The sequence below is a fragment of the Desulfosoma caldarium genome (genome assembly GCF_003751385.1).
In the GTDB taxonomy this organism is placed as follows: Bacteria; Desulfobacterota; Syntrophobacteria; order Syntrophobacterales; family DSM-9756; genus Desulfosoma; species Desulfosoma caldarium.
This window is the reverse complement of sequence record NZ_RJVA01000009.1, coordinates 14,979-33,266: the sequence shown is the minus strand read 5'-3', so window position 1 is coordinate 33,266 and position 18,288 is coordinate 14,979. Positions and strand designations below refer to the sequence as shown.

The 18,288-nt window shown below is 62.9% G+C and carries 7 protein-coding genes and 1 pseudogene; 7 read left to right on the top strand and 1 reads right to left on the bottom strand.

The genetic code is table 11. From position 1 onward, the window contains the following. Positions 1 to 369 precede the first annotated feature (369 nt). From EDC27_RS00770 to EDC27_RS00740, 7 genes and pseudogenes are all read left to right on the top strand, one after another. A complete protein-coding gene (locus EDC27_RS00770) occupies positions 370 to 3,387 on the top strand; it encodes a helicase-related protein (RefSeq protein WP_123288714.1) in 3,018 nt (1,005 codons plus the stop codon). After that, positions 3,384 to 8,156: an Eco57I restriction-modification methylase domain-containing protein gene (locus EDC27_RS00765; RefSeq protein ID WP_123288713.1), complete on the top strand. Its 4,773-nt coding sequence runs from the start codon at positions 3,384 to 3,386 to the stop codon at positions 8,154 to 8,156. The genes EDC27_RS00770 and EDC27_RS00765 overlap by 4 nt, the downstream gene beginning before the upstream one ends. Beyond that, on the top strand, positions 8,153 to 13,396 hold the full coding sequence (locus EDC27_RS00760) for a DEAD/DEAH box helicase (RefSeq protein WP_170161494.1): 5,244 nt from the start codon (positions 8,153 to 8,155) through the stop codon (positions 13,394 to 13,396). The genes EDC27_RS00765 and EDC27_RS00760 overlap by 4 nt, the downstream gene beginning before the upstream one ends. Positions 13,397 to 13,814: 418 nt before the next feature. Then, positions 13,815 to 14,434 (top strand): annotated as a pseudogene (locus tag EDC27_RS00755) (transposase). 267 nt (positions 14,435 to 14,701) lie between these two features. After that, complete coding sequence (locus EDC27_RS00750; protein WP_123288711.1) at positions 14,702 to 15,577, top strand: flavodoxin family protein; 876 nt, start codon at positions 14,702 to 14,704, stop codon at positions 15,575 to 15,577. Between the two features lie 44 nt (positions 15,578 to 15,621). Continuing rightward, entirely contained in the window at positions 15,622 to 16,560 is a 939-nt protein-coding gene (locus tag EDC27_RS00745) for an NAD(P)-dependent oxidoreductase (RefSeq protein WP_245994133.1), read from the top strand. A 66-nt stretch (positions 16,561 to 16,626) separates the two neighbouring features. Continuing rightward, positions 16,627 to 16,998: a hypothetical protein gene (locus EDC27_RS00740; RefSeq protein WP_123288710.1), complete on the top strand. Its 372-nt coding sequence runs from the start codon at positions 16,627 to 16,629 to the stop codon at positions 16,996 to 16,998. Between the two features lie 265 nt (positions 16,999 to 17,263). On the opposite strand, the gene EDC27_RS00735 is transcribed toward EDC27_RS00740, so the two are convergent. Beyond that, complete coding sequence (locus EDC27_RS00735; protein ID WP_123288709.1) at positions 17,264 to 18,235, bottom strand: YkgJ family cysteine cluster protein; 972 nt, start codon at positions 18,233 to 18,235, stop codon at positions 17,264 to 17,266. Positions 18,236 to 18,288 lie beyond the last annotated feature (53 nt).

Here is an 18,288-nt window from a genome sequence, read left to right as displayed (position 1 = left end):
TGTACGTATTGCCAGAAGGTTCGAGGAGCTGCACAATGGCTCGTGAATATTTGCTCAAAAAACCGCGAACAGTTTTTGCCCCTTGCGGGCACGTATGGCATCCGCAGCGTGCGCGTGTTCGGTTCGCCGGCCCGCGGTGAGGCGGATGCCCACGGCGGCATTGACCCTCTGGTCAAGCTGGGGCTCGGCTGCAGTCTTTACGATCCAGGTGGATTCCAATATATGAGTTGGAAGAGATTCTCAGCATCGGGCGGACTTGGTGACTAAAAAGCGATTCAGGGAGTGCGCGGAGGGAGCCATGGCACGCTACGCCGTATCCGCGTGGTGGAGAGGCCGCTGCGTTGGTCACAGCGGCGGAGGACTCACGAAATGCCGGTCGCGGGGCTGAGCGAGGGAGACCGCATTTTACTCCGTGACCGGCCCTGGCGGGTGCGCAAGGTCACGGGCGCAGGAGAGCGACACCGCATCGTCGAGGTGGAGGCGCTCGACGGAGACCATCCGGCCGAGCTCTCCGTGGTGGTTCCACCCGAGGAGATCACGCCGCTTCCCGGCGAGGCTATCCAGTTCGACCTGCGCGGTCTGGATTCCTTCGCCTCCTGGTCCCGCGCGCACTTGATCCTCGCGGCCACCCTCGTCCGCGAGACGGGGCTGTTGACCGGCGCACGTTTCGGCCGGGTTGCCATCGAGGCCTACCAGCTTGCCCCCGCGTTGCGGCTTCTGGCCAAGCCGCGGCCGTCGCTCCTCATTGCCGACGACGTCGGGCTCGGCAAGACCATCGAAGCGGGCCTGGCCATTCTGGAACTGATGGCCCGGCGGCGCGGCTCACGCATCCTGATCGTGACCCCGCCGGGACTCATGGACCAGTGGCGGCAGGAACTGCGCGACAAATTCGGCTTGGAGTTCACCCTCATTGACAATGCCTCGGGCCTGGCGCGTGTTCAGACGGATTTGCCCGCCGGCACCAACCCTTGGGACGTTCTTCCCCGCGTCATTACCTCATTGGATTATCTCAAGAAGGAGACAGTGCGCGGCCGTGCGTTGCGCAAGCGCTGGGATTTGGTCATCGTCGATGAGGCCCACGCGCTTGCCGAGTCGGGCACACCCGAGAACCCCTACCGCACGCAGCGCACGCGCCTTGGGCTTGCCCTTAGGGAGGCAGCGCGCGGCCTCATTCTTCTCACCGCGACCCCACACAACGGCTACGCCCACTCTTTCCGGTCTCTGATCGAGCTGGTTGAGCCCACGCACGCTGCCTTTTCCGGCTCCCCTAAAGACGTCGCCCGGCGCATCGAGACGGCGTCCATTCGCCGGATGAAGGCCCAGATTACGAGGCGTCTGCCCGACGGGCGCCAGGAACCGGTTTTTCCGAGGCGGAGCGTGTGCGGCATTCCCGTTACGCTCGCGAGCAAGCGGGAAAAGGAGCTTCTTCATAAGGTTGCCTCATACTGCTCCCGCACGGCACGTGCCGCGGCGAGCAGCGACGAGGCTGAGCTCATCGGCTTCGCCATGCAGATCGTTAAGAAGCGGGCGCTTTCAAGCCGGGCGGCCCTTGCTCGAACTCTCGAACACCGGCTCGATGCCCTAAAAAGCGAGGAAGCCAGAGCAGAACCTCCAGACCGGGCCGAACTGCGGGACCTCCAGGCCGACCTTCCCCTCGTGGAGGCCGCCGCGGAGCGCACGGCGCGGCGCATTCTGCGCTCGGCCATCCCCAAGGAGGAGCGGCGCCGCCGAAGCGAAATTAAGGCGCTCAACGCAATCCGTCGACTCCTGAAGCGTCTCCCGAGCACCGACCCCAAGGTGGAGGCGCTCCTTGCGGAGCTGCGCCGCGTGTTTGCCGAGGACCCCACCGAGAAGGTCATCGTCTTCACCGAGTACCGTGACACGCTCGAGGCTATCCAGGCCAGCCTCGACGGGGATCCTGAGTTTGCCGATCGCTACGTGATTTTGCGCGGCGGACTCACCCGAAGGCAGCGCCTTGCCCGCCAGGAGGCTTTCGAGAAACCGGAGATTCGGGTGCTGCTCGCCACCGATGCTGCCAGCGAAGGCTTGAACCTTCAGCGCCGTTGCCGCCGCGTCATCCACTTTGAGCTGCCATGGAACCCGAATCGCCTCGAACAGCGCAACGGGCGCGTGGATCGCTATGGCCAGACGCGCGAGCCTATCATCCGCTACCTCTACTATCCGGACAGCCCCGAGGAAAGTGTCCTCGACCAGCTGATCGCCAAGATCGAACAGATGGCAAAGGACCGAGTCTCGACCCCCGACGTGCTCGGGCTTGTCGCCGGGGAGCGGCGTCTCGCGGATGGACTTACCAAGCTCGACCCGGAGGCCGACGACGTCGATACCCGCAAGGATGACCTGGTCCGGCTCTTTGAGGACCGCACCGCGGAGTTCGTGCAAAATGTTCGGCCTCTACTTGCCGTCGGTGGTGATGCCGCAGCCGAGCAGGAGCGGATCCTTCGCCTCCTCGATACGGCCGAGCCGCTTTTGCCCGACGACACACGCCTCGAGGAGATCGCGCTCGGGATCTTGGGCCACGACGCCGTCCGGGCCGTTTCTTCGCGCGAGGGAATCCTCCGCATTGAGGTGCCGCCCGCCTACCGGGGTCCAGGTGTTGCGCCGGTCTACCCTGCGGCGACGTTCCGGCGTTCCATCGCCGTCCGTTACCGACCTCAGGAGGTGGAGTACCTCACCCCACAGCATCCTCTGGTCCTGGCCTTGGCGGCCGATGCGCGCCGCCGTCTACTGCAGGTTTATGCCGGTGTTCGGGGAATCAGGCCGCGGCGCCTTGCCGCCCGCACGGTCCCCGCCGGGGAGCCACCCTCGGTTGTTTTCACTTTCCTCGGTACAATCCAGGGCGGTGGCGGCTTACTCGAGGAGGAGATTCTGGCCGTTCGCGTTGACCCTCAGGGCCACCTGCTGGGTGACCCTCAGGCGAACCTGCGATACGTTTCCGAAGAAAAAACAACCGGAGATGTTCCTCGCGCATGCCTTGAACGTCTTTTTGCCGCTTTCTTTGAGCGCATGCGCCAGGTCGCCGAAGATGAAGCCAAAAGGTTGGCAGAGGAACGAGCCCGGCAGTTGCGCCGGCGTCGCGGTGAGCAGGCGGCCCTGCTGCGGCAGGAGCTGGAGAGGGATTTGGCTGATCGTCTGCGGGAGATTGACGATGAGGAACGCCGCGCACGCGGCCTGATCGAAGAGACCGGCCAGGTGCGGCTCTTTGCCCAGGAGACCGGCCGCGGTGGCTTCCAGGCGCGGCGGGAGGCTGCGAAGGCCGCGGCGGAGAATCGGCGCGAGGAAATCGAGGCTTTTGAGCAGGTGGACACGCCGGCACCGCCTCGGCCGCTCGGGGCCCTCTTCCTCGTGCCAGAGGGGACAGTTCCGTGAGCTTGGACCACCTCCGTAACGTCCGCGGCTTCTTTTCGGATTACTACCTGGGCACTGTCTTTGCCCGAGGCACAGGCCGAGGGCGTCGCCGCCGACTCTCCGACCGAGAGACCGACGCCCTTTACTCCCGTTTTCGCAGGATTTACCAGCGTGCGGAAGGGCGCGCCGCCGATGCCGCGCAGTGTCGCGAGCGCCTGGCTCGCCCGCTGCTGCGAGACGTGCTTGGGTTCCACCTCGGTGAGGGCGAAAAGCGGGTCCACGGCTTGTTCGCTTCCGCCGAAGCAGAGGCAGCCGGCGAAAAGCCCCTTCTTCTGTGCTACTGCGGCGAATTTGGCGAGGATTTGGATGGAAGCCGGGGCGCAGCGCAGCCTGTACGTGATGTGGAATCGGCGTTGGCCCGCCTTGACTTGCGCCACGGCATCCTCATCACCGGCGAGCGCCTGCGGCTGGTGCGCGCCCCGGGGGATGGCCCGCGCGGCGCTTACCTGGAAGTGGACCTGGCGGGCCTTGCCGAGGAGGACGATCCCGAGTCCTTCGCCGCCTTTGTTCGCCTTCTTTCCGTCAACAGCTTCAAGCCGAACGCCGGGGGCAAGGCTCCTATCGAGGAGATCGAACGCGAAGCCCGAGCGCACGCCGAAAAGGTTTCCGACGATCTCAAGGAGGCGGTTTTCAGCTCCGCCGAGTCGCTGGTGGCAGGCATCCTTGCGGACGCCGTGGCCGGCGGCCGAATCACCTCGCCGTTGGAGCTCACCGAGGCGGAGCTTCTCGTCTATCGGGACGCCGCGCTTCTGGGACTCTACCGTATCCTTTTTATTCTTTACGCCGAAGCGCGCGACCCGCGCCTTCAAGAGCACCGTCTATACCAAGAGGCCTACTCCGCGTCAGGCCTTATCGATGAGCTGTTACGCGATCCGACCCGAGCTTGGCCCGAAAACCGCGCCACGCTTTGGCAGCGTCTGCGGGCGCTCTTTTCCATCTACGACCAGGGCCTTCCACCCATCACGCCCTGGGAGAACATTCCTCCCCGCGGCAGCGACTTCTTCAGCGCCGAGACCCCCGAAGGGAAGCTCCTGGACAAGGCTCGGCTTCCAGACAAGGCGGTGGCCCGCCTGATGCTCGACCTCGCAACCACGGTCCCTCGGCGCGGCGTGGGCCGCGAGCGCGTCTCCTTTCGCGAGCTGGACATCGAGAACCTGGGCGCAGTCTACGAGGGGCTCCTCGAGTATGAGCCCCGTATTGCCCGCGCGACGACACTCGAGGTCAAAGTGCAAGGGCGCACCTACGCCCTGGCGCCCGAGGAGGTGGTCCGCCTCTGTCGAGAGAAAAAGCTCAGGCTTACGGGCAACAAGGAGCTTGTCGCGAACACTCCGGCGGCCTCGCTTCACGTCGAGGCGGCTGTGGATGAGGAGGAAGTGGAAGAGGCATGGGCCGAAACTGCCGATAACGAGCCGGACGAATCGGCCCCCACCGAAGGCGAGGAATCTGGCGACGAAGGCGAAGTGCTCAGGCAGGGCGCCACGGCCCGCGTCCTTCGCCGCCTCGAGCGGGGCGACTTTTACTTTGTGCCCGGCCCGGAGCGTAAAGGCTCGGGTTCCTTTTACACCCCTCGGCCTCTCGTCCAGGACCTCGTGCGCCACGCTTTGGGACCAGTCGTCGAGGGCAAAACCGCCGCCGAAATCGAGCGGCTGCGCGTGCTCGACCCGGCCTGTGGCAGCGCGCACTTTCTTGTGGAAGCGATGCGCTATCTGGGGCAAGCCCTCCACCGCGCCATTGTTAAAGAGCATGGCACCAAGGCGCCCCCCGCGTTTGAGTCGCGGGCGGGCCGCGGCTGGGACATCGACTGGGAGGTACCGGACGAGGAGGCGCGCGCGGCCAACTCCGAGGCCCGTGCCTGGTGCAAGCGCCGAATTGCCGAACGCTGCCTTTTTGGCGTGGACTTGAACCCCACCGCCGTGATGCTGGCGCGCGTTGCACTGTGGATCGAGTCGGTGGCCGGCGACCGCCCCCTCACCTACTTCGAACACCACATTCGCTGCGGCAACTCGCTTTTGGGGACCTGGATGGGCCGGCTGGAAGAGCCGCCACTGCCTCGCCCGCGCCAAAGGAGCGTGTCGCAGTCAGGGCAGCTTGGATTGTTTCAACACAGAGTGCGAGAAGCTGTTGGCAAAGCAGCGAGCCTCCGCCGAACCATTGACGAAGCACGCCCTGAGGACCTTATGCGCGAAGGAGTGGAGCCCGAAAGTATCGAGGAGCATAAGTATAAAGAGCTCCTCCGCCAGCAAGCCGAGAAGACCCTGGCCGCTGCCAAGCTTCTCTTCGATCTCCGCTCCGCCTCGGCCTTCGTGCCCGAGATCTGGCGCGAGTGGTCAAGGCTCTGTAGTCTCGTCGACTCGCCTGAGGAGCTGCGATGTTACGCGGAGAGCCGGCCGTGGTGGCGTGAGTTCGTATCCGTTTGCGAGCGCGAGCGCTTTTTTCACTGGGAGCTGGAGTTTCCCGAGGTCTTTGTGGACGTCGAGCGCCCGGGATTCGATGCCATTCTCGGCAACCCGCCCTGGGATAAAATTAAGCCCGACCGCAAAGAATTCTACGGCTGCCAGGACATTCTCATCCGGGCCTTCGTGGGCGGTGAGCTCGACCGGCGGATTGCCGAGCTCAACGCCGCGCATACGGGACTCAAAGAGGCGTTCGGCGCCTACACAGAGCGGATCAAGACGCTGGCCGCCTGCCTCAAAAAGGGCGGCGACTACCACTTCCAGGACTGGGAGGTTGACGGGAGGTCCACGGGCGGTGACCCTGATGCCTTCAAGTTCTTCGTCGAGCGCGCCTGGCAGTTGGTCCGCGAGGGCGGCCGTGTGGGATTCGTCGTCCCCTCGGCCATTTACAACAACGAGGGGTGCACCGGGTTGCGGCATCTGCTCCTGGAAGAAGCCACGGTGGAGCGCTTTTACGCCTTCGAGAATCGGCGGAAGATTTTCCCGATCGACTCGAGGTACAAGTTTGTGAGCCTCGTCTTTCGCAAGGGCCGCCCGCAGGCCGACGGCTTCGATGCCGCGTTCATGCGGCACGATCTCGCCGAGCTGCAGGCCACGGCGCGCCACCGTGAACCGGGCCATGAAAAAGTCCTCCCCGGCCCCGCTCCCTGGATCGTTCCTGTCCGGTGGCGCGAACTGGAGCGCCTATCGCCGGGCACGCTTGCCTTCCTCGAGTACCGGAGCCCCCGAGACCGCGAGATTCTCCTCAAGATGTACGGCTATGACGCCGACGGCAGCCCCGTGAACCCCCGGCCGTTGCTTGGCGACCAGGGCCCCGGCACCTGGAACGCCCGGTTTTACACGGAATTCCACATGACCAACGACCGGGACCTCTGGACCGACCTCAAGACGGGCAAGCTCTATAACCCCCGGCAGATTCTAGGGCCCATAACCGGTACCACCGACCGCCCGCCCTACTATGATCCCGCCGCCTGGCCTGAGATCCGCGAGCGCATGGCCGAGGCCGGCTTCTGGCCCCTGTACGAGGGCAAGCACATCGAGCAGTTCCTTGTGGACATCAAACCCATCGAGCGCTGGGTGAGTCTGGCGGCCTGCCAGCGGAAGTACGGCAAGCCCCCCGACCCCGGCCCCAAGCTCGTTTTCCGCGACATCGCCAGAAATACAGACGAACGCACCTGCATCGCCGCGGTTCTGCCGCTCCGGTCGTGCTTCGGGCACACTCTCTCGGGCATTAAGGTGAGCGCAGCTGTCGAGAGCGTGTGCGCGGTGCTCAATTCTTTTGTCTTCGACTTCGCTCTGCGCTTTCGCACTGCGGGCACACACCTTAGCTTTACGTATCTTGCCCGTATGCCGCTCGTGGTGATACCCGAAGAAGTCTCTCCCCCTACATTCTTGGCATTGTCGGGACTAGTTGAGCACGTTCTTGACATGCAGCAACGCTGGGTTGCTATGTTTCGTGCCAACCGCGCTGTGGCCGAAGCTTACAACCTCGCGCCCGATGACTTCGCCTACATCCTCTCCACTTTTCCGGTGTTCGCCCGCAAGCGCGGGGCCTTTTATGCCTACTTGCAGGAGCGGGTGCAGGAGTGGAAGCAGGAAGTCGAGAGTGCGAAAGTCTACGCTTTGCCCACGACCACCCTTGCCCTTGCTGCGGAACGCCAGGGGGCTTTCGTGGCCGACACACCGGGCCAGCCTGCCGCACGGAAAGCTTTTCAGCAGGCGGTCGTATTTTCCTGGGCTGTCGACAGGCTCCATTCCCCGGGCTACCCGGTAAGCCGTTTCCGGGTGCAAAAGATGCTGTATCTCATCGAATCTGCCACGAAAACAGGCCTCTTTATGGATTTTCGAAAGCTGGCCGCCGGCCCCTACGATCCCTGGTTGCGTTACAAAGGGCCAGAGGACATTGCCCTACGTGAAAAGAACTGGCTTGTCGCGCACGACCCCACCCATTTTGAACCAGGTCCCAACATCCAAGAGGCCCTGGGCTATGCCCCGCGGTATATCGACACGAACCTGGCCGAGCTGGTTTTGGAAAAGTTCCGCACCTTTAAAGACGAGACGCTGGAGCGCTGGACCACCGTGCACCTGGCAGCCATGGAGCTTTGGCGCGGGGACAAGTCCATGACCCCGGAGGCCGTACTGGCTTACATCCGGTCGGTTCCTGAATGGAAGACGAAACTCTCGCGGGAGGCGTTCGCTCCGGACCGCATCGCCGATGCGCTCGAGGGCTTGCGCAAGCTAGGCCTCCTGCCTCGCGAAGGGAGGGACAAACAATGACGGCCAATGTTCCCCAGGCCGTTCGCGGTCTTATTTCCGAGTACCGGCGGTTCCTTCGCACCTCGTATCGATTCCTGGACGACCGTCTTCGCCACCAATTCGAGAATCATCTGGACGGCACCGACGTTATTGTGCGCGGACCATACGTCACGCTGGCCCGCGATTTTGAGCGGGGAAGGACCCTGGAGAAGATTGTGGCCGCCGGCGGGCTTCATCCGGACCTGCTCAAAGCACGCTGGCCGTTTGGCAAGGAGCGCCTGTTCCGCCACCAGGAGGATGCGCTGGCGGCACTGCGTGTGGGCCGCTCCTGCGTGATCACCACCGGCACCGGCTCCGGTAAAACGGAGGCCTTCCTGCTGCCCGTCCTCGACGGCATCCTGCGCCGCAAGGCCGAGGGCGTTCAGGGACTCCAGGCGGTGCTCCTTTATCCGATGAATGCGCTCGCCAACGATCAACTGGAGCGCCTACGGCGACTTTTGCGCGGCACCGGCATCGATATCTCCTTTGCCCTATATACGGGCGACAGCGACGCGGCGGCCCAAAGCCTTAGCGAAGCGCCTGCTGAAACGGAGCGATTGACTCGTGCCCATATCCGCAGGGAGCCACCCGATCTGATCCTTACGAACTACAAGCAGCTCGAGTTCCTGCTCGTGCGCCGGCAGGACCGACAGCTCTTTACTAGGTCGCTACGCTACCTGGTGCTCGATGAGATCCACAGCTACCGGGGGGCGCTGGCCACCGAGATTGCCTGCCTCATCCGCAGGTTGAAGGCCCACGCCGGGCTCACGCCGGGCGAGCTGTTGGCCATAGGCACATCCGCCACCGTGGCGGCGAAGAAGGACGGCTCCGAGGCCCTTGCCCGCTTCGCCACGACTCTTTTTGGCGAGACGGTTGCGCCGCAGGACGTCATCGGTGAGCATTACGCGCCGCGGAAGCCAGAGGGCGCAAGCTGGACACCACCCCGGCCGAATCTCAACGACGCCCTGCTGGCCGACCTGAATCCTTCAGACGATGCCTCTGTTGTGGCCCTCGCCGAACGCTTGACGGGTCGTTCGTGCCCACCGGATGGACCCATCGCAGATCGCGTGGCGGCAGTTTTTGATGGGAACCGGATCGTTCATGCCATCGAGGAGATCTTCGCCGAACCCGTCTCCATCACGAGAGCGGCGGAGATTCTTTGCGGGCGCCTTCCCGAGCGCGCGGACGTTCCCGCCGAGGAGGTCCGCCGGGAGATCGAGGCGTACCTGCTCGTCGGAAGCGTGGGTGACGACGAGCATCCCCCTCGTTTGCGGCCCAAGCTCCACACCTTCTTTCACGGCGTCTACGACGTGGCGCTCTGCCTGAACCCGGACTGCCGGGCGCTTGTCCCCCAGGGTGGCGCCGAGTGCGTGCGCTGCGGTTCGGTGGCCTGGCCCGCGGCGCTTTGTCGCACCTGCGGGCAGGACTTCGTGAAGATCCGCTTTGAGCGCGAAGACGACAATCGTCCCGTAGGGACAGGGGACTTTTACAGCGACGAAAACACCGCGTTTCTAACCCACGAAATCCTCAAGCTCCCTGAGGGCCCCGGCACCGAGGATGAGGAAGCGGAGGAAGGGGCGGCCAACGCCATCTCCCGATCACGGCGCCGGAAAAACGCCGAGGAGCGCCTGATTCCCACCGGAGTGTGCCTGGGCTGCGGCCGGTTGCTTGGCGAAGGGGCTAGCTGCCCGGTATGCAACCGGCCGGCTATCCGCATGCTGATCCACCGCGGCAAGTTGAGCACATGCCCGGCCTGCGGCGATATCTACACACGTGGCGACATCGTGACCCCGCTCAGGACCGGAACGGCCTCCACGGTCTCTGTGCTGGCCACGCATCACCTAGACAGGCTGGATGGGGCGGATCGCAAGCTCCTCGTCTTCGCCGACAATCGCCAGGACGCAGCCCACCAGGCGGGCTACACCACGGACAAGCACCGCTCTTTCGCCTTGCGCCATGCGGTGGCCCGTGCCGTGCGCGACGCAGGGGATCGCGGCGTCTACCTCTCCGAGCTACCCCAACAGCTCTTTGACATCTATTGCGACCTCGGAATCATTCCGCGCCGGCTCACTCGGCCCGAGCGAGATCGATGGCTTGATGCCATCACCTACGAGGCCGCCAACGAGTTCACGCGCTACAGCCGGCAACGCGCGTCGCTGGAGAACCTCGGCCTCGTGGCTGTGGACTACGAGTTTTTGGATGAACTGGAAAAGGAGGGCCGCTTCCAACAAGCGGCTAGGGAAGCTGGCCTCGATGTCCCCACGGCGCTGCTGCTGGCCCGCGCCGTGCTGGACACCATGCGCAAGAACCGGGCGGTGGCCTACGACTTCTTTCAGGAATACATCGACCCCGTCCGGAAGCGGCGTTACCGCGAGCTGGAGGCCGAGCCGTACAGTGTCCGCTTTCCGGAGCGAGACCGCTGGCCGCGCGCCTTTGCCCTCGACCGACCGGATCACATCCGCAAAACGGGACCGGTCATGGGTTTTGTCCAGGAGAACTCGCGTGTGGGCCAGCTCACGGCAACACAAAAGATCGCCATGCGGCTTATCGCAGACCGGGACGCAAGTGAACGTTTCCTCCGTGAACTGGTGGCGCTCCTCGTCGATGAGGAGATTCTCGTCCAGGTCTCGAACCTTCCGATTCCGCGCTGCGAACAGGTGTCAGGGTTGCGTCCTCTGCAGATTGACCCACGCGTCCTTCGGCTCTATGCGCCCGAAAGTGGCTTTCGCTGCAATGCGTGTCAGGCCTGGCGGCCTTATGAGCTGCCGGTTTGCCCAACGCCGCGATGTGCCCGTGGCCGCTTGGCTCCAAGCCCCGTGGACCAGGACAATTACTACGTTCGCCTTTACCTTGACCGGCCGCCTCAGCGCCTGGCCGTCGCGGAACACACCGCGCAGATTTCCGGCGAGGAGCGAGCCCGGCGCGAGACGGCCTTCAAGGAAGGGCGCCTGGACATGCTCGTGTGCACGCCCACGCTGGAGCTGGGCGTGGACATCGGACCCCTACTCACCGTCGTCATGCGTAATGCCCCGCCCACGCCGGCCAATTATGCCCAGCGCAGCGGCCGGGCAGGCCGACGGCTGCGCATCGGGTTTGTGTCAACTTTCTGTGCCGGGGGAGCCCACGACCGGCACGCCTTCGAGCGCCCAGAATGGCTGATCGGCGGCCACTTCGAGCCGCCTCACCTCAGGCTTGACAACCCCAAAGTGGTTTTGCGGCACCTGCGTTCCTATGTTCTGGAGTGCGTGGGGGCGGAGCTTCCGGATCGCCTGGGAGATCTCCTTGACGACATTCGCAAGCCAACGCGCTGGAAGAAGGAGGAACTGACGCCACTGTTTACGGAAGTGCGCCAGCAGCGCGCCGAGCTGGTGAAACGACTGGCTGCGGTGTTTGATCCGGATCGGCGCGAAGGACGAACGAAACGTTACGGAAACACCGACGCCGAGACAATCCTAGACCGGTTCGAGGACGACCTCATTGGCGTGTTCGAAGGATGGTGGCAGCGCGTCCGGCAACTCGACCGGGAATTCCGGGAGTACTCGCAGGTGGGTTCCCCGCGCCAGGACGAACGCAAGGCCGCAGCGCGCAAGCGGGCATACTACGAGATCACGCAGGACCCTGAGCGCGCTTACACGCTTAACTACCTCGCCACACGGGGTCTCTTGCCTGCTTACCAGTTTCCGCTGGATACGTTTAGCCTGGACCCGGGGGTCGCGGACACCCCGACGCTCTACCGGCCCTCAGCCATGGCGCTGGAAGAGTTTGCACCCGGCAACTACGTTTATGCAAATGGCCACAAACTGCGCTCGATCCGGGTTCTTTTCTCCGGCGGGCCTGGCTCGGTGGCGGGCACCCCCGGGCGGACGGACGCCGAAACCTCTGGGCGGCTTCAGGCCTTTCATTTCTGCGAACAGTGCGAGGAGGCCGTAGAGGCGGGCAAGAACCGGTGTCCGCGTTGCCAGGCCTCCCTTCCGGAGGCAACCGATGTGGTCTTTGTGGACGCCTTCGAGGCGGAGGAGAACCTCAAGATTAGCGCTGAGGAAGAGTCCCGGCAAAGGCAGAACCATGAGAGGCGCGAGAACCTGCTTGCCGGGTCTGGGAGTCGATGGCGAATATACCCGTATCTGCTGACCCCGGTTGAACTGGTAAACTTGGCGGGGGTCCTGGTCACGAACTGGGGCCGACTGGAGGGCAAGACGGGTAGAGGCAGCAAGTTCTGGCTCTGCCCCGATTGCGGCCGGCACCTGCCGCATGATCCCAGCGATCCGGAGCGGGCAAAACAGGTTCAGGACTGGCGCACCTACCACCGGCGATTCTGTTCAGGTGAGCCGGCCCCGCTCGTTTTAGCCTACCAGTTCGAAACCGACTGCCTGATCCTCACGGTCCCCAGTCGGGGAGACGTGCAGACCATCGGGCGCTCGTCGCTGTCGCCCTCCCTGGTGACCCTGGCCGAGGCGCTGCTCATCGGCGCAGGACATCTCCTGGAGCTCGAACCGGGGGAGCTTGCCGCCTTCGTGCGCAAACGTCCGCAGAGCGCCGTTGGCGAGCAAATCGTGTTCTACGAGACGGTGCCAGGAGGAGCGGGGTATCTGGAGGAGATGGCAGCGCGACTGCCGGCGGTTGCCCAGGCGGCGCTGGAACGGCTCTTCGGTCACACCTGCGCGAAGGCGTGCTATCTGTGTCTGAAACGCTACAGTAACCAGCGCTGGCACCCCTTCTTCGACAAGGATCAAATCCGCGATCTGCTTCTGATCCTGTCGAAGCAGGAACCGGTTGTTCCTCAGGACGCCCAACCGGGCACCGGTCTCGAGGTTCTCGAGAACATGCTCGCCGCCAAGCAATCAGGCGCGGATTCGGCGGTGAAGGGCTACACTAAGGGCGAGATCGAGGAGCCGCTTCGGGCGGCCCTCGAGACAATCGCCGAGCTGCCGCTGCCAGAACGTGAGCACGAAGTGCGCGATGAGCAAGGTCGTCTCGTGACGGTGCCCGATTTTGCCTGGCCTGATGTGAAACTTGCTGTTTACTGCGACGGCTTCGCCATCCACGGTAATCCCGAGACTCTGGAGCTGGACGCGAGAAAGCGCAACTTCCTTCAAACTCGCGGCTGGATTGTTTTAACTTACTGGGGCCGCACGATCCTCAAGGACCCCACAGCCTGCGCGCAGCAAGTCGCTGCCGTGTACAGGCAGCGCTCTTATGGGCCGACTCAGCACGCCGAGTGACAAAACTGAGCTGGTCTCGAGGATGGTCGCCTTCCGGAGGCGATGGTCCGCGCCCTGATCCGTCGCCGTTCGTGGACTTCGAACCCGGGCAGGCCGGATGTAGGGGCGTCCTTGAGATGGTCGCCCTTACGGGCGGCGTGACGAATCGTTGCCGAAGCTGCCCGCCCGCCTCGACGACCTTTTTCCCGACCCGCTCATCGCTGAACTTTAAGCGGCCTCACGTCATAGCGTCTAATTTCGCCCGCACTTGCTGTATTGAAGTCCTTTGGCATCAAGGTTCGAACGATGGATGAACGAATAGATCAAACCCACCCCGCCCCCTCACCCTCGCTGCCTGGCGCCACGCGCGGCTGCCCAAACTCATCTCCGGCGCCTTACAGGTGAAGGATGCGGCGTGGTTTTTACCCAAGTGAGGGTTGTGAGCAACAAACCGCAACGTCATCACCGCCGCAGCATCCGCCTGAAGGGGTATGATTACACCCTCCCCGGAGCGTATTTCGTCACCATTGTCACGCACGACCGCGCGTGTTTGTTTGGGCAGGTGGTTAATGGGGAAATGCGGTTGAATGACACCGGGAAAATTGCGCGCGAGGAATGGTTTGCCGCGGCGCGTATTCGCCCGTATATACGATTGGACGAACACGAATTCGTGGTCATGCCCAATCATGTGCACGGTATCCTTTGGATTGTGGATACCGTAGGGGCGACCCGGCGGGTCGCCCCAACCCGGCGGGTCGCCAACCGAGTCGACCCGACGAGGCCACCAACCGGTGTGGCGTCCCATTCCATTGGCGCAATCATCGGTCAATTCAAATCCGCCACCACAAAGGCATCAACGCCGCGCGCGGCATGGCCGGCGCGTCGGTCTGGCAACGCAATTATTATGAACACATCATCCGGAACGACGAATCATTAAAGCGCGTCCGGGAATACATCGCGAACAATTCATGGCATTGGGAAATGGACCGTGAAAAATCTCGATGTTTTCGGGCGGGTTTGGAACCCGCCCCGACAAAGAACGAACCATGGCGCATTTGACCCAATGCGACGTTGAAAACCCCGCCCTGGCCTGTCCGTAGGGGCGACCCGGCGGGTCGCCCCTACGGGTGCATCGCTCGCGGTCCGGGGATATCGCCTGCTTGCCGATCTACCAGGTGACGGCCAGGGGGGCATCCGCGGCGCGCCGCTTCGGGTGATTGACTTTGACATTCCCGATGCCGTTATGGTGGAATTCGAGTGGAGCAGGGGCCGTGCGCAAGGGGAATCGTGCCGGATCGAACGTGCGAGGGAAAGGAGCGTGATGCTATGAAAACGCTGTTGGGACTTGTGGCATCCCCCAGAAAGTTTGGCAACAGTGAGATCTTCATCAAGGAAATCCATCGGTGTCTGAAAGGATCCTGGAACCTTCGGCTCATCAGGCTTCCCGAACTGGACATTCGCCCATGCCTGGCCTGCTACCAATGCCTTTTCGGGCCCATGCGCTGCGTCCAAAGGGACAACTTGCCCTTGGTTTTGGAGGAAATGGTTAAAGCCGACGCCTTGGTTGTCGCCGCCCCCACGTATTTTCTTGGGGCCAACGCAAGCCTCAAGCGCTTGTTGGATCGCGGTTTGAGCTTTTACGCGCACATCGATGCGCTCTGGGGAAAACCCGCCGTAGGGGTGGCCATTGCCGGTGTGACGGGACTCGAAGGTTACACCAAACTTGTGGTGGACAGCTTTCTCAAACTCATTCTGGCCGATCACCGTGGGTGCGAAGTCGTGTACGGGGCGCTTCCCGGGGAAGTCCTGCTGGGCCATGAGGGCCCTGCTGCCGCACGCAAATTGGCCCGGGCTTTGGAAGAGGGAGCCGAAACGCCCGATTCCAAAACGCCGCGATGTCCGTTGTGCGGCGGGGATACTTTCCGGTTCCTTCCCTCGGCGGACCCTGCAGGTTCCGGCGTCCAAAAGATTCGGTGCATGACCTGCAGCAGCGAAGGCACGCTCCGCTGGGACGGCGCCTCTTTTGCCGTGGAAACCATTCGGGGAGAACACCCGCTTTTCCTCACTCGGGAAGACACCGTGGCGCACCTCAAATGGCTTCAGAGCATGAAAGACCTCTTCATGAAACGCCGCGATGAGCTCAAGGCCGTGACCCGAGCCTACAAAGACACGGGCACGTGGGTTCGGCCGGAGAACACATAACGAAAAAGCTGCAATGAGCGAAAAGTTGTGCTCGAGGAGGAGCTATGGAGATCTCGGAAAAGGGTATGCTCCCGGTGTGTGACCCGGCTCGAACACCCATCGGCTGGATCGGTACGGGCGTCATGGGATCGGCCATGTGCGGCCATCTTTTGGATGCGGGGTATGCGGTGACGGTGTTCAACCGCCATCGAGCCAAGGCCGAACCGCTGCTGGAACGCGGAGCCCGGTGGGCGGCGTCGGCGGCCGAGGTGGCCGCCTCGTGCCACGTGGTTTTCACCATGGTGGGCTTTCCCGAAGATGTGCGAGAAGTCTATTTCGGCCCGAAAGGCATTTTTGAAGGCCTGCAGCAGGGATCCGTTTTGGTGGACATGACCACGACGGAACCACGGCTGGCGCAAGCCATCCATGCGGAAGCGCGACGCCGTGGCGCTTGGGCCGTGGATGCGCCGGTTTCAGGAGGTGATGTGGGAGCGAGGCAGGCGACCCTTTCCATCATGGTGGGGGGCGACGCTGAGGCCGTTCAGGCCGTTGAACCACTGCTGCGCATTCTCGGAAAGAACATTGTGCACCACGGCCCTGCAGGATCTGGCCAACATGCCAAGATGTGCAATCAAATTGTCATCGCCGGAACCATGATCGGCGTCTGCGAAAGCCTTCTTTACGCGATGCGGGCGGGACTGGATCCCGAAAAAGTGCTGCAAAGCATTCGTGGAGGTGCCGCCGCGTGCTGGGCCTTGGATAACCTGGTGCCGCGCATGATGCGCCGCGATTTTGAACCGGGCTTTTACGTGGAACATTTTATCAAAGACATGGGCATCGCCCTTGAAGAATCCCAGCGCCTGCAGGTGGTTCTCCCTGGCCTCGCCCTGGTCCACCAACTGTACACCGCCGTCAAGGCGCAGGGCTACGGCCGCAAAGGCACCCAGGCGCTCCTTCTCGCCCTGGAAACCCTTGCCGGGCACAAGCCGTCCCAGGCCCCATGACGGGAGCAAAAACGGGAGGGAATCCAGGCTATGCACCATGAAGACGAGTGAAGGAGGTTCAGGACTATGACGAAGTGTGCACGATGCGGCGTTTCTCTTGCCCCCGATGACGATCGCTATGAACTGGCAGGAGAAACGGTCTGCGAAGACTGCTATCTGGACCGCATGGCCGTTCCCAAGGTCTGTGACCCCTGGGCCGTCTACAGTGCCAAGAGGACCGGTGAAGGCCAAACAGGTTTGACGGAACGTCAGAAGCGGATTTTGGAACTTCTTGAAGCCAACGGGCCGATGCCTTTGGACGACATCCTCAAAGCCCTCAACATGGACGAAACCACATTTCGATCCGATTTCGCGGTGTTGCGCCACATGGAATTGGCGAAAGCCACAAAGGTCGGCGACCAGGTGTGCTACACGCTCTTTCGGTCTTCATCGACGTGAAGGCTCTTGCGCCAACGCCTCCCGGCCCTTGGCGTCACTCCAGGTCTTAGACCCAGAGGGCTTGCCGCTGCCGGCGTCAGGGCTCGCCCCGGGATAGCACCAAGCGGGAATCCACGGCCTAAAACCCGTTATGGATTCCCGCTTCCCGTTTGGGCCGGGGACAAGTCCCTGACGAATTCGAAGTTATGCGGCGCAGGCGCTTTCTCTTCCATCAAGAAAACCGCTCTGTTCCCTGCGCGCTCATGGAGAAACCCACCTGTGGGTTCTACGTTTCTTTTGCCGCCTCATTGCCGGAAAGCGAGGCGGCGTCCTGGTCCGGAACGAGCACACGAGTGCCGTCGGGTTCCGTGCGCACGCGGCATCCAAACACCTGCACCAGGTCGGCAAAGCTTCGACCGAAGACCAATTCCATGTAGTCCTCGGGAATGTTTAATTTTTCGGCCATGACGTTTCGAAAGTGGTCTTCGTAGGCCAAAAGGTGAAGCAGTTTATCCACCGAAGCGCCCTTGGTCGCGTCCAGTTCTCGAAACGCAGCGGCCAGCTGATCGAATCGGCAGCGACGGTCGTGTTCGGCGATGATATCCATCAGAAGTTCCACGTCCTTAAAGAGGTCACGCCGCGTCAAATACGGCTGTTTGCTCAAATCTTCGGCGGGCCCGGCATCCCAACACGCCTGAGCGCGGCACTGCAGAGGCCGGTCGGCGTAGATGCGGCATTGGTTTGTGGAGGCATCGAGAAAGAGGCATTCCGTCGTCCCCGGCTTTTCCCGCACCTTGATGCGCTCATCCAAGAGAAAAACCAGCTCCTTCTTGAAAGGCGACCGCACGGGTTCGCCTCGGCGCAACGTGTAGAGCGCGTTCCACGCAAGGGCCCCCTTCTGCAGCAGTTCCAAGTCTTCCAGGTGCAGTGTGGGACTGCCCGAGCGACAGCATTCGCCGCATTGCACGCATGCCGGAAGAATTTCACGGGCATGGTGTTCGGCCAGGCCGAGGACCTTTTTCCACGCGGCCACGCGATCAGGGCCGTTCAGGGTGTTCCAGGTTTTCAGGATCGCTTGAAAATCCGTATCCTGGGTCAGTTGCAACACGAGCCGTTCCGCAGGCACCTTGTTTTCGGGATGGCGCGCCAGTTCCTGGACGTGACGCAGCAGTGTGTCGCGCAGGGTTTCCGCGGTCCAGCATGCCGGAGACTGCGCGTCGGCCGGCGTCGTCTTTTGAAAGGGTTCATGGGGTGTCATGGTGGTGGAAGACTCCTTTGTGCCGGGATGTTGAATGCTGGTGCCAAAGCTGC

Excerpts from the sequence above, each read along its gene's own strand:
- EDC27_RS00770 (WP_123288714.1), top strand. The coding sequence starts at position 370 with ATGCCGGTCGCGGGGCTGAGCGAGGGAGACCGCATTTTACTCCGTGAC.
- EDC27_RS00760 (WP_170161494.1), top strand. The coding sequence starts at position 8,153 with ATGACGGCCAATGTTCCCCAGGCCGTTCGCGGTCTTATTTCCGAGTAC.
- EDC27_RS00750 (WP_123288711.1), top strand. The coding sequence starts at position 14,702 with ATGAAAACGCTGTTGGGACTTGTGGCATCCCCCAGAAAGTTTGGCAAC.
- EDC27_RS00745 (WP_245994133.1), top strand. The coding sequence starts at position 15,622 with ATGGAGATCTCGGAAAAGGGTATGCTCCCGGTGTGTGACCCGGCTCGA.
- EDC27_RS00740 (WP_123288710.1), top strand. The coding sequence starts at position 16,627 with ATGACGAAGTGTGCACGATGCGGCGTTTCTCTTGCCCCCGATGACGAT.
- EDC27_RS00735 (WP_123288709.1), bottom strand. The coding sequence starts at position 18,235 with ATGACACCCCATGAACCCTTTCAAAAGACGACGCCGGCCGACGCGCAG.